Raw genomic sequence first — 12,809 nt, 5'->3', positions numbered from 1 at the left:
AGGGCCCTGCCGTCGCACGGTCCCGCCGGACATGATCGTCCTCGAGGGCGCCCCCGCCCTGTCGCCGTTCCGCCTGGAGCGGCTCGAAGCCCGCCTCCGCAGTCTCCACCCGTCCGTCCGCGTCACCGGCGCCTGGCACACCTACTGGGTGCTGCCGGACCCCGGCGCGCAGCCCGACCTGCCGACGCTCGGGGCGATCCTCGAGGCCGGCGATGCCGTCGCGGCCCGGGACGGGGGCGCCGTCTCGCGCTACGTCACGCCGCGGCTCGGCACGCGCTCGCCGTGGTCCAGCAAGGCCACCGAGCTGCTGCGCGGGGCGGCGCAGCCGGTGCAGCGCGTCGAGCGTGGCCTGCGCATCGACCTCGCAGGCTGGCCCACGGACGCCACCGCGCAGGGCCGCCTAGCGAAGGTGCTGCACGATCCGATGACGCAGTCGCTGCTCGAGTCGCGCGACGACGCCTCGGCGCTGTTCGACGCGCCGGCCCGCGGCGACCTCGAGCGCATCGACCTCGCCGACCTCGACAACGCGAACGTCCGGCTGGGCCTCGCGCTCGCCGACGACGAGATCGCCTACCTGCGCGAGCGCTACGCGGCATTGGGTCGCGCGCCGGCCGACGTCGAGCTGATGATGTTCGCGCAGGCGAACTCCGAGCATTGCCGGCACAAGATCTTCAACGCGAGCTGGACGATCGACGGCGTCGATGCGCCGAAGTCGCTGTTCGGCATGATCCGCCACACGCATGCCACCACGCCGCAGCACACCCTGAGCGCGTACAGCGACAACGCCGCGGTGGTCGAGGGCTATGCCGCGCGCCGCTTCCGGCCGTCGGGCGAGGGCGGCACCTACCGTAGCGAGCCCGAGACCGGGTCGGCGTTCTGCATCAAGGTCGAGACGCACAATCATCCCACCGCGATCTCGCCGTTCCCCGGCGCGTCCACCGGCGCCGGCGGCGAAATCCGCGACGAGGGCGCGACGGGCCGCGGCGGCAAGCCGAAGGCGGGCCTCGCGGGTTTCTCGGTCTCGCACCTGCGCATTCCGACCCTGCCCCAGCCGTGGGAGGCGCCGCGTGCGTTGAATCCCCGCATGGCGCCCGCGCTCGAGATCATGCTCGACGGCCCGCTCGGCGCGGCCGCCTTCAACAACGAGTTCGGTCGTCCGAACCTGCTCGGCTACTTCCGCAGCTTCGAGCTTCCCGAAGGCGATATCGCGCGCGCCTACGACAAGCCGATCATGCTCGCCGGCGGCCTCGGTGCGATCGACCGTATCCAGGTGCAGAAGCACGGCCTGCGTCCCGGCGACGCGATCGTGGTGCTCGGCGGCCCGGCGATGCTGATCGGCCTCGGCGGCGGCGCGGCGAGTTCGGTCGCATCCGGCGAGAGCCAGGAAGCGCTCGATTTCGCCAGCGTGCAGCGCGACAACCCGGAGATGGAGCGCCGCTGCCAGGAAGTCATCGACCGCTGCGTCGGCATGACCGAAGGCAATCCGATCGCCACCATCCACGACGTCGGCGCCGGCGGCCTGTCGAACGCGATCCCCGAGCTGCTGCACGACAGCGACCTCGGCGGCGTGATCGACCTCGACCGCGTGCCGTCGGATGATCCTTCGCTGTCGCCGATGCAGCTGTGGTGCAACGAATCGCAGGAGCGCTACGTGCTGGGCCTGCCGCCCGAGCGCGTCGCCGAGTTCGCCGAGATCTGCGAGCGCGAGCGCTGCCCGTTCGCGGTGGTCGGTTACGCGACGGCCGAGGAACGCCTCGTGGTCGGCCACGGCGCGACACTCGAGGCGGTGGCCGCAGGCGAGACCGGCTGGGCGATCGACATCCCGATGGACGTGCTGTTCGGCAAGCCCCCGAAGATGCACCGCGACACCGCGCATCCGCCCGCGCCGAAGTGGCCGGCGCTGAAGTGGGCCGGGCTCGACCTGCGCGAGGCGGCGCTGCGCGTGCTCGCGCATCCGACGGTCGCCTGCAAGAGCTTCCTCGTCACGATCGGCGACCGCTCGGTCGGCGGCCTGACCGCGCGCGACCAGATGATCGGCCCGTGGCAGCTGCCGGTCGCCGACTGCGCGATCACCTTCGCCGGCTTCGACGGCCATGCGGGCGAGGCGATGGCGCTCGGCGAGCGCACGCCGCTCGCGCTGCTCGATTCGGCCGCCGCCGCGCGCATGGCGGTCGGCGAGGCGATCACCAATCTCTGCGCCGCGCCGGTCGACTCGCTCGATCGCGTGAAGCTCTCGGCGAACTGGATGGCCGCCTGCGGGCATGCGGGCGAGGACGCCTTGCTGTTCGACGCCGTCAAGGCGATCGCGATGGAGCTGTGCCCCGCGCTGCAGCTCGCGATCCCGGTCGGCAAGGACTCGCTGTCGATGCAGGCGCAGTGGCAGGCCGATGGCCAGCCGCAGAAGTCGGTGTCGCCGGTGTCGCTCGTCGTCACCGCGTTCGCGCCCGTCGCCGACGCGCGCCAGCAGTCGACGCCGCTGCTCGACCGCGACGTCGAGTCGGACCTCTGGCTGATCGGCCTGGGCGGCGGGAAGCAGCGCCTGGGTGGCTCGATCCTCGCGCAGTGCCACCCCGAGGCCGGGGCCGACGGCGCGCTGCCGGCCTTCGCCGGCGCCGGCGGCCGCGACGACTTCGGCGTGCCCGACGTCGACGATCCGCAGCGCCTGTGCGACTTCTTCGAGCTGATGCGCGGCGCGCGCCAGGCGGGCCTCGTGCGGGCCTACCACGACCGCTCGGACGGCGGCGCCTTCGCCACGCTGTGCGAGATGGCGTTCTGCTCGCGCACGGGCCTCGACATTTCGCTCGACGCCTGGGGCGAGGATCCGTTCCGCGCGCTGTTCAACGAGGAGCTCGGCGCGATCGTGCAGGTCGCGGTCGAGGATCGCGCGGAGTTCGCCGACCTCGTCGCGCAGCACGGCCTGATCGACTGCGCGCAGCGTGTCGCCCGCCCGACCGCGCACCCGAGCGTGCGCGTGCGGCTGGAGGGCGAGACGCTCGCCGAGTGGACCTGGCAGGAACTCTTCGACGCCTGGTGGTCGGTGACGCATGCGATGCAGCGGCTGCGCGACAACCCGGACTGCGCCGACGAGGAGCGCGAGATCGCGCGCGATTTCCATGCGCCCGGCCTGGTGCCGCAGCTGACCTTCGACCCCGCCGAGGCCGTCGAGGCGCCATACGTCAACACCGGCGCGCGGCCGAAGGTCGCGATCCTGCGCGAGCAGGGCGTCAACGGCCAGGTCGAGATGGCCTGGGGCTTCGACCGCACGGGCTTCGAGGCGGTCGACGTGCACATGAGCGACCTGATCGCCGGCCGCGTGGACCTGCGCGACTTCCGCGGCCTCGCCGCGTGCGGTGGCTTCAGCTACGGCGACGTGCTCGGCGCGGGCCGCGGCTGGGCGACGAGCGTGCTCGAGCGGCAGGCCGTGCGCGAGGCGTTCGCGGCGTTCTTCCTGCGCGAGGACACCTTCGCGCTCGGCGTCTGCAACGGCTGCCAGATGATGGCCTCGCTCGCGCCGGTGATTCCCGGTGCCGAGCATTTCCCGCGCCTGCTGCGCAATCGCAGCGAGCAGTTCGAGGCGCGCCTCGGGCTGCTGCAGGTCGTCGAGTCGCCGTCGATCCTGCTCCGTGGCATGGAAGGCTCGCGCATCCCGGTCGCGATCGCGCACGGCGAGGGCCGCGTGCATTTCGACGACCCGGCCGCGCGCATGGCGATCGACGTCGCGCTGCGTTACGTCGATGGCCGTGGCGAGCAGGCCGCGCGCTATCCGATCGACCCGAACGGCTCGGTCGATGCGATCGCCGGCTTCACCAGCCGCGACGGCCGCGTCACCGCGCTGATGCCGCATCCCGAGCGCACGCTGCGCACCGCGAACCTGAGCTGGGCGCCGGCCGACTGGCCGGCCGATTCGCCGTGGCTGCGGATGTTCGGCAACGCGCGTGCGTGGGTCGGCTGAGCGCGCCTGCATCGAGCTGAACGACGGGGCCCTGCGGGGCCCCGTCGCGTTTCGCAGAGGCAAAGCGCGGGGAGGGGAATGCTAGAGTCGCGATCCGCAGGAGGAGCCCCGTGAGCGCAGCCGCCGACGCCCTGACGCCGCCCGAGACCCCGGACGACCGCATCGTCGCCGTGCTGATGGAGCGCGGCCGCCTGAAGGACGCCGACCTCGTCCGCGCGCAGCGCCTGCAGGCCGAAACCGGCGGCAGCCTGCTTGCGCTGCTGGGGCGGCTCGGCCTCGTCTCCGAGCGCGACCATGCCGAGACGGTCGCCGCCGTGCTCGACCTGCCGCTCGTGGCCACCAAGGACCTGCCCGACCTGCCGCCGGAGAACGTGGCGCTGTCGGTCAAGTTCATGCGCCAGTTCCACCTCTGCCCGATCCGCGAGACCGAAGCCGGGCTCGACGTGCTGATGGCTGATCCGCAGGACGGCTACCAGCTCGATGCATTGCGCCTCGCACTGCCGCGGCCCATCACGCCGTTCGTGGGCGTGCGCTCGGAGATCGATGCGCTGATCGAGCGCTGGCACGGCCAGGGTCGCAGCGCGATGGGCGCGATCCTCGACAATGCGGAAGGCGAGAGCGCGGATCTCGACGACGTCGAGCATCTGCGCGACCTCGCCTCCGAGGCGCCGGTCATCCGGCTGGTGAACCTGATCATCCAGCGCGCGGTCGAGCTGCGCGCCTCCGACATCCACATCGAGCCGTTCGAGACGGCGCTCAAGGTGCGCTACCGCGTCGACGGCGTCTTGCACGAGGGCGAGAGCCCGCCGTCGAACCTCACCGCCGCCGTGATCAGCCGCATCAAGATCATGGCCAAGCTCAACATCGCCGAGCGCCGCCTGCCGCAGGACGGGCGCATCCAGCTGCGCGTGCAGGGCCGCGAGCTCGACCTGCGCGTGAGCACCGTGCCGACGGCGCACGGCGAGAGCGTGGTGATGCGACTGCTCGATCGCGAGTCCGTGGTGCTGAGCTTCGAGAAGCTCGGCTTCACCAATGAGTTCCTGCCGCAGTTCCAGAAGGTGCTCGACCTGCCGCACGGCATCCTGCTCGTCACCGGTCCGACGGGCTCGGGCAAGACGACCACGCTCTACACGGCGCTGAGCAAGCTCAACACGCCGGACGTCAAGATCATCACGGTCGAGGACCCGGTCGAGTACCAGATCGAGGGCATCAACCAGATCCAGGCGAAACCTGCGATCGGGCTCGACTTCGCGCATGCGCTGCGTTCGATCGTCCGCCAGGACCCGGACATCATCATGATCGGTGAGATGCGCGACCTGGAGACCGCGAAGATCGCGATCCAGTCCGCGCTCACCGGCCACCTGGTGCTCTCCACGCTGCACACCAACAACGCCGCCGGCGGCATCACGCGCCTGCTGGACATGGGCGTCGAGGACTACCTGCTCACCTCGACGATCAACGGCATCCTCGCGCAGCGCCTCGTGCGCCGGCTCGAGCCGACCCATGCCGAGCGCTATCGCGCGTCCCCGGAGGAGATCGAGAAGTTCGGCCTGCGCCGGCTGCAGCCCGAGGGCGACATCTACCTGTACCGCCCGAAAGGCTCGCCGCTCGCGCCCACGGGTTATGCGGGGCGCACCACGATCATGGAATTCCTCGTCATGAACGACGAGCTGCGCCGTGCCGTCATGCGCCATGCGGGCATGGGCGAGATCGAGCAGCTCGCGCGCGCGGCCGGCATGCGCACGATGTACGAGGATGGCATCGCCAAGGCGCTCGCCGGCCTGACGACCATCGAGGAAGTGCTGCGCGTGACGGAAGAGAGCTGACGCCGCGATGGCGCTGTTCCGCTACAAGGCGCTGAACTCGCGCGGCGAGATGCTCGACGGGCAGATGGAAGCCGCGAGCATCGACGAGGTCGTGCAGCGCCTGCAGGGGCAGGGGCACCTGCCGGTGGAGGCGAAGCCTGCGAGCGAGGGCGGCGGCCCGGCGGTCTGGAAGGGCCTGTTCAAGCCGAAGCCGTTTGGTGGCGCGCGCCTGGTGCAGTTCACGCAGCAGCTCGCGACGCTGCTCGGTGCCGGCCAGCCCCTCGATCGCGCGCTCACCATCCTGCTCGAGCTGCCGGAAGAGGAGGCCGCGCGCCGCACCGTCGCCGACATCCGCGACGCCGTGCGTGGCGGCGCGCCGCTGTCGACCGCGCTCGACCGCCAGCACGGCACCTTCTCGCGGCTCTACGTGAACATGGTCCGCGCGGGCGAGGCGGGCGGCAACCTGCACGACACCCTCGCGCGCCTGGCCGACTACCTCGAACGCGCCCGCGCATTGCAGGGCCGCGTCATCAATGCGCTGATCTATCCGGCGATCCTGCTGGTGATGGTCGGTCTGTCGCTGCTGTTCCTGCTCGGCTACGTGGTGCCGCAGTTCGCGCAGATGTACGAGAGCCTCGGCGCGGAGCTGCCGGGCTTCACGAAGGTGATCCTCGCCGTGGGCAACTTCGTGCGCGACTTCTGGGTGCTCATTATCGCGCTGCCGGCCGCGGGGCTCTGGTACTTCGAGCGCAAGCGCCGCGACCCGGTGTTCCGCACCGCGTTCGACGGCTGGCTGCTGCGGCGCAAGTTCGCCGGCACGCTCGTCGCACGCGTCGAGGTCGCGCGCCTGGCGCGCACGCTCGGCACACTGGTCAGGAACGGCGTGCCGCTCATGGCCGCGCTGGGCATCGGCCGCAACGTGCTCGGCAACCGCGTCCTCGCCGACGACGTCGAGAAGGCGGCCGACGAGGTCAAGAACGGCGTCGCACTCTCCACCGCGCTCGGACGCGGCAAGCGCTTCCCGCGTCTCGCGCTGCAGATGATCCAGGTGGGCGAGGAGTCCGGCGCCCTCGATTCGATGCTGCTGCGCACCGCCGAGACGTTCGAGCACGAGACGTCGCTCGCGCTCGACCGGATGCTGGCCGCGCTGGTGCCGATCGTGACGATGGTGCTGGCGCTGGTGATCGGCGTGGTGATCATCGGCATCCTGATGCCGATGTACGAGCTGACCGGTCAGATCGGCTGATCCGTGGAGCCGCGGCGAGCTGTGCCCGCGCGTACCACAATCGCCGTGCGGTGACCGGCCGCGACCTGAATCGCTCCGGGCGTTTGCTGGCGTGAACACGCCCGGATCCGGCGCGCGCCGCCGGGATTTGGTAATAAGGCAGACCCGTAGCCCCCGACGCCGAGCCCCCATGCGCAACCGCCGTTCCCTCACCCGGTCGACCGCCGCCGCCCAGCGCGGCATGAGCCTGATCGAGATCATCATCGTGATCGTGCTGATCGGCGTGGTGCTCACCTTCGTCGGCAGCCGCATCCTCGGTGGCGCGGACCGCGCGAAGGCGAACCTCGCGAAGTCGCAGGTGGAGACGCTCGCCGGCAAGATCGAGCAGTTCAAGATGGACACCGGCCGCAAGCCGACGTCGCTGCAGGACCTGGTCGCCTCGCCGCAGGGCGTCTCGGGCTGGCTCGGCCCGTATGCGAAGGCGCCGGAACTGCTCGATCCGTGGGGCAATCCGATGCACTACAAGGCGCCCGGCGACGAGGGCCGCGAGTTCGACCTGATCGCCCTCGGCAAGGACGGCAAGCCCGGCGGCGAAAGCTACGACGCCGACATCCGCTACGAATGACCGCGATCGCGCCCCGGCCGGCCCGGCGCCGGGCGGGGTGCGACGGCCCCCGCCACGCGCGGGGCGTCTCGCTGCTCGAGCTGGTGCTGGTGATCATGCTGATCGGCGCGACCAGCGTGCTCGCCGCGGCGGCGATGAGCGGCGGCTTCAAGGGCATGCAACTTCGGTCGAGCGCGAAGGAGGTCGCCGGCCAGTTGCGCTACACGCGCACGCGCGCCATCGCCAGCGGGCGGATCCAGCGCTTCACGGTCGATCCGCGCGCGCATGCGTGGACGGCCGCCGGCGAGCGTCGCGGCGACATCCCCGACGCGTTGCGCATCCGCTTCACCGGCGCGCGCGAGGCGCAGCCGTCGGCGGGCGAGGGCGCGATCGTGTTCTTCCCGGACGGCGCCTCGACCGGCGGCCGCGTGCAGCTCGCCCTCGAGGACGCGGCCTGGAACATCGACGTCGCCTGGCTCACCGGCGAGGTGCGGCTGACGCGCGCGGAGGCCACACCGTGAGCCGGCGTCGCGAGCGCGGCTACACGCTGCTCGAGGTGGTGATCGCCTTCGGCGTGCTCGCGCTCGCGCTTACGCTGCTGCTCGGCATCCTCACCCACTCGAGCCGGCAGGTGCGCTGGTCGACCGACGCCGGGCGTGCCGCGCTCATCGCGCAGTCGCTGCTCGACAGCGTCGACATGGCGGGCGCGCTGCAGCCCGGCACGACCGAGGGCGACCTCGAGGGCGAGCCCTACCGCTGGCAGCTCGAAGTGCGCGACTGGCGCGATCCGACGGCCGCCGGGCAGCCGGTCGAGCCCAGCGCGCCGCGCCTGATGCACGTGCGCCTGACGATGAGCTGGGACGACGGCGGCCCGCGCGAGCGGCTGGTGCTGGAATCACTGCGGCTGGTGCCGGCCGGCCTCCAGGCCGGCGCGCAGGCGGGGCCATGAGGCCCGCACGCGGCTTCACGCTGGTCGAGGTCCTGCTCGCGACGGCACTGCTCGCGGCCGGGCTCGCGCTCGCCTTCGCGACGCTGGGCGGCGCGACGACGGCGGCGCGCCGCGGCGAGGCGCTGGCGCAGGCCAACGAGCATATCCGCGGCGTGCAGGGCTTCCTGCGTCGCCGGCTCGCGGGCGCGCGCGCCGTGCCCTTCCAGGTCGACACCTCGACCGGCCTGCCGATGCGGTTTTCCGGCGAAGCCGCCCGCATGCGCTTCGTCTCCGACCTGCCGGACTACATCGGCCGCGGCGGGCCGAGCCTGCACGAGTTGCGGGTCGAGAAGATGCCGGCCGGCGAGGGCCTGCGCCTCACGCTGGGCCTGGCCGTGGTGCAGGCCGGCGCGACGGCCGCGGAGCCCGAGCGCGCGCCCGAGCTGCTCGCGGAGAACCTCAAGGAGGTGAGCTTCCGCTATCGCGGGCTCGGCGAGGACGGCCAGCTCGCCGAATGGCGCGACGACTGGACCGCGATCGAGCAGCTGCCGCTGCTGGTCGAGATCCGCATCGTCGACGACCTCGGCCGGCCGTGGCCGGACCTCATCGTCGCCCCGCGGCTCGCGGCCGGCTACGCCGGTGGGGTCGCGCGATGAAACGCATGCGGGGCGCGGCCCTGCTGCTGGTGCTGTGGCTGGTCGCGCTGCTCGCCGCGCTGGTGGGTGCCTTCGCGCTGCTCGCCCGTACCGAGGGCCTGCAGGGCCATGCGCTCACGCAGGGCACGGTGGGCGCGAGCGCCGCGCGGGCGGGCGTCGAATACGCGCTCACGCGGGTCGCCCTGACCGATCCGCGCCGGCAGTGGCGTCCCGACGGCCGCCCCTACCGCTGGGCCTTCGCCGACAGCCAGGTCGAGGTCCGGATCATCGACGAGGACGCCAAGCTCGACCTCAACCATGCCGACACCGCCCTGCTGGTCGGGCTGATGCAGGCGGTCCGGATCCCGCGCGAGCGCGCCGAGCGTCTGGCGGGCGCGATCCTCGACTGGCGCGATCCCGATCCGATGACGCAGCCCTCGGGCGGCGCCGAGGACCCCGACTACGCGAGCGCCGGCCTGCCCTACGGGGCCAAGGATGCGGAGTTCGAGAGCGTCGCCGAGCTGCTGCAGGTGCTGGGGACGACGCCGGAGGACTACGCCGCGCTGGCGCCGCACCTGACCGTCTTCAGCGGCCGCACCCGGCCGGAGCCCGCGTTCGCGTCGGGCCCGGTCCTGACCGCGATGGGCCTCGACGGTGCCCGCCTCGCGGCCCAGCGCGAGGCCTGGGACCCCGCCAGCGGCCAGCCGATGCCGGGTGTGCCGGGGGCGGAGAACCTGCAGGCGTACGGCAGCGGAACGTATAGTATCCGGAGCCAGGCACGCCTCCGCGACGGTCGTATCGTCCGGATGGACGTGGTGGTGCGCACCGGGGGCAGTGCCATACCGGGCATGGCCTATACACCGTTGCGTTGGGAGGAGGGGACTCAGTCACCATGACCTCGGTTCTCGAAGGCCGCCTGCGCGGCCTCGGGCGTCTGTCGGCCCGGCTGGGCCCGCAGGCGACCGGCATCCGTGGCCTGTTCGCGTGGTGGGGCCATGCCCTCGCCGCGTGGCTGCCGCCGCGCCTGCGCCGCGTGCTGGGCGTCGACCGCGGCCGCCTTCTGCTCGACCTGCCGGGCGACGGCCTGCGCGTACGGCTGCAACAGGGCGGCGAGCTGCGCGACCTCGCCCGCCTGCCGCTGGAGGCCGATGCCGTCGAAGGCGCGCCCGATCCGCTCGACCGCGTGCTCGCCCCGGCCGCCGCCGACCTGCCGCGATGGCTGGTCCTGCCGGCCACGAGCAGCCTGGTGCGCCGCCTGCCGTTGCCTGCCGCCGCGGCCGATCGCCTGCGCGACGTGGTGCGGTTCGAGATCGACCGCCAGACGCCCTTCGCCGCCGAGGCGGTGATGTTCGACGCGCGCCTGCTCGGGCGCCGCCCGGCCGACGGCCAGCTCGACGTTGAACTGGTGGCCGCGCCACGTGCCGCGCTCGAGCCGCAGCTCGCCGCGCTCGGCCCGGTCGCCGGGCGCCTCGCCGGCATCGACGTTGCGGGGCCGGACGGACTGCCGCGCGGCGTGAACCTGCTCGATCCGGCCGCGCGCGGGCGGCGACGCGACGTCTGGGAAGGCTGGAACCGCGTGCTCGCCGCCGTGGCGCTGATCGGCGTCGCCGCCACGCTGTGGACCGTGCTCGAGAACCGCCGCCAGGCGGCCGATGCGCTGGAGCGCCAGGTGCGCGCGCTGCAGCCGGACGCCGAGCGCGCCGCGGCGCAGCGGCGCGCGCTGGAGGACCTCGTCGCCGGCCAGAGCTTCCTCGACCGCCACCGCGCCGAGCGCCCGACCTCGGTCGAAGTGATGGACGAGCTCAGCCGGCGCCTCCCGGACGGCACGTACCTCGAGAAGCTCGCCATGGAAGACACGCGGCTCACGCTGATCGGCCTGAGCAACGAGGCCCCCTCGCTGCTCGCGCGCCTGCAGGGCTCGAACCTGTGGCGCTCGCCGGCGCTCACCGGCGCGCTGCAGCCCGACCCCGCGACCGGCCGCGACCGTTTCACCCTCACCGCCGATCTCTCGCGCACCGATGCCGCCCCGGCCGGGGGCACGCGATGACGCCGGTGGTGACCGACCGCGAGCGCTGGATCGCGCTGGGCCTGCTGCTGCTCGTGCTGCTGCTCGCCTATGGCGTGCTGGTGCACCCGTGGTGGACCGTGCCGATGCAGGAGACGCAGGCGCGCATCGAGCGCCTGCGCGATCGCGAGGACCGCCTGCGCGCGCAGCTCGCGCAGCGCTCGCAGGTCACCCAGCGCCTCGCCGCGGCGCAGGCGCAGCTCGCCAGCCGCCCGGGCTTCCTGCCCGAGGCGACCGCCGAGCTCGCCACCGCGGGGCTCGTGCAGCGTCTGGAGACGGTCGTCGCGCAGGCGAGTCCGGGCTATCGCAGCTGCGCCATCAGCAACCGCTCGCCGCTGGCCGAACGGGGCAGCGAGACGTACGCGCGCGTCGCCGTGCAGGTGCGACTGCGCTGCGGCACGCCCGAGCTCGCCACCGTGCTGCACGCGCTCGAGGCCGGCACGCCGCGCCTGTTCGTGGAGAACCTCAACATTCTCGCCCAGCGCTTCTTCTTCGCCGGCGCCGGCGACAGCGGCTCCGGCCGCGACACGGGGCTGGACGTGAGCTTCGACCTCGTCGGCTACCTGCGCCCGCAGCCGGAGCTGGCCGAGGGCGCGTCGCTGCCGACCGAGCCGTCGCAGATGCCGGGCCTCGTGCCCGCGCCCACGGCCATGCCGGGCGCCATGCCCGGCCCGCCGCCGCAGCCCTCGTCCACCGCGCCGCCCGCGGCGATGCCCGCGCCGGCCACCGGCACCATCCCCGCCATGTCCGAGCCGGCGCCGCCGGCGCCCGTCGACGCCCCCGGAGGCCCCGGTGCGCCTTGACGACGTCGCCCCGCGCACATTGCTGCTCGGCGGCCTGGCCGGTTGGGCCGTGCTCGCCTGGATCCTCGCGCTCGCCGGCATGGGTAGCCGCCTGCCGCCCGGCGAGCCCGGCGCGGTGCGCGCCGCCCCGGTGCCTTCGCTGCCACCGCCGGCCGCCGACGCGCCCGCACTCGGCCCGATCAGCCAGTACGCCACCACCGCGGCGCGCCCGCTGTTCGCGACCGACCGCCGTCCGCATCCGTTCTTCCTGCAGGGCGAAGGCGGCGGGCCCGCAGAGGCGCCCGAGTTCGACCTGGTGCTCACCAGCGTGCTGATCACGCCGCAGGCCACGATCGCGATCGTGCAGAAGCCCGACGGCAGCGCCGGCTGGCGCGTGCGCATGGGCGAGGCGCCGGAATCGCATCCGAACTGGACGCTCGTTCGGCTCGAGCCGCGGCGCGCGGTGTTCCAGGGCCCCGAGGGCCAGAAGGAACTCGCGCTGCGCGTGTTCGACGGCAAGGGCGGCGCGACGCCCACCGCCAGCGCGGTCCCCGGCCCGGCGAACGTCGACCCGCCCGCGACGATGGGCGGCGTGCCCGTGCCGACACCCCCGCCGCCGCCCCCGACGGGCGTCGACACCGGCACCAAGGGCCCGCCGTCGGCCGACGCCAACGCGCCGGATCCGGCGCAGATCGAGGCGATCCGTCGCCGCATCGAACAGCGCCGGCGCGAGTTGCGCCAGCGCGCCGACCCGTCTTCCCCCCAGCCGGCGAACCTGAACCAGGCGCCGCCGACCGAGATCCGCTGAGTGCA

11 protein-coding genes are annotated in these 12,809 nt (G+C 73.1%); all 11 read left to right on the top strand.

The window, feature by feature from the left end:
- Positions 1-31: 31 nt before the first annotated feature.
- The 11 genes from purL to ACYVJJ_RS01075 all read left to right on the top strand — a co-directional run bounded on the left by purL (position 32) and on the right by ACYVJJ_RS01075 (position 12,804).
- Entirely contained in the window at positions 32-3,952 is a 3,921-nt protein-coding gene (gene purL / locus ACYVJJ_RS01125; protein WP_460830412.1) for a phosphoribosylformylglycinamidine synthase, read from the top strand.
- Between the two features lie 176 nt (positions 3,953-4,128).
- The gene (gene gspE, locus ACYVJJ_RS01120; protein ID WP_460830866.1) at positions 4,129-5,778 is read left to right on the top strand and encodes a type II secretion system ATPase GspE; all 1,650 of its coding nucleotides are present in this window, start codon (positions 4,129-4,131) and stop codon (positions 5,776-5,778) included.
- 7 nt (positions 5,779-5,785) lie between these two features.
- The gene (gene xpsF, locus ACYVJJ_RS01115; protein WP_460830410.1) at positions 5,786-7,003 is read left to right on the top strand and encodes a type II secretion system protein XpsF; all 1,218 of its coding nucleotides are present in this window, start codon (positions 5,786-5,788) and stop codon (positions 7,001-7,003) included.
- Between the two features lie 169 nt (positions 7,004-7,172).
- Positions 7,173-7,607 carry a type II secretion system major pseudopilin GspG gene (gspG, locus tag ACYVJJ_RS01110; RefSeq protein ID WP_460830408.1) on the top strand — a complete coding sequence of 145 codons (435 nt, stop codon included), beginning with the start codon at positions 7,173-7,175 and terminating at the stop codon, positions 7,605-7,607.
- Positions 7,604-8,107, top strand: coding sequence for a type II secretion system protein XpsH (gene xpsH, locus ACYVJJ_RS01105; protein WP_460830406.1), 504 nt, complete (start codon positions 7,604-7,606; stop codon positions 8,105-8,107). The genes gspG and xpsH overlap by 4 nt, the downstream gene beginning before the upstream one ends.
- A complete protein-coding gene (xpsI, locus tag ACYVJJ_RS01100) occupies positions 8,104-8,535 on the top strand; it encodes a type II secretion system protein XpsI (RefSeq protein ID WP_460830404.1) in 432 nt (143 codons plus the stop codon). The genes xpsH and xpsI overlap by 4 nt, the downstream gene beginning before the upstream one ends.
- Positions 8,532-9,170 carry a prepilin-type N-terminal cleavage/methylation domain-containing protein gene (locus ACYVJJ_RS01095; RefSeq protein ID WP_460830402.1) on the top strand — a complete coding sequence of 213 codons (639 nt, stop codon included), beginning with the start codon at positions 8,532-8,534 and terminating at the stop codon, positions 9,168-9,170. Before xpsI ends, ACYVJJ_RS01095 begins: the two co-directional genes overlap by 4 nt.
- Positions 9,167-10,045 (top strand): type II secretion system minor pseudopilin, encoded by an 879-nt coding sequence (locus ACYVJJ_RS01090; RefSeq protein ID WP_460830400.1) that lies wholly within the window; start codon positions 9,167-9,169, stop codon positions 10,043-10,045. The genes ACYVJJ_RS01095 and ACYVJJ_RS01090 overlap by 4 nt, the downstream gene beginning before the upstream one ends.
- Positions 10,042-11,196 (top strand): PilN domain-containing protein, encoded by a 1,155-nt coding sequence (locus tag ACYVJJ_RS01085; protein WP_460830399.1) that lies wholly within the window; start codon positions 10,042-10,044, stop codon positions 11,194-11,196. Before ACYVJJ_RS01090 ends, ACYVJJ_RS01085 begins: the two co-directional genes overlap by 4 nt.
- A complete protein-coding gene (gene gspM / locus ACYVJJ_RS01080; RefSeq protein WP_460830397.1) occupies positions 11,193-12,017 on the top strand; it encodes a type II secretion system protein GspM in 825 nt (274 codons plus the stop codon). Before ACYVJJ_RS01085 ends, gspM begins: the two co-directional genes overlap by 4 nt.
- Entirely contained in the window at positions 12,007-12,804 is a 798-nt protein-coding gene (locus tag ACYVJJ_RS01075; RefSeq protein ID WP_460830396.1) for a type II secretion system protein XpsN, read from the top strand. The genes gspM and ACYVJJ_RS01075 overlap by 11 nt, the downstream gene beginning before the upstream one ends.
- Positions 12,805-12,809 lie beyond the last annotated feature (5 nt).

Source organism: Lysobacter humi (ex Lee et al. 2017) (assembly GCF_054781815.1).
Note: the sequence above shows the minus strand (reverse complement) of the source record. Positions and strands in the feature narration are given on the sequence as shown.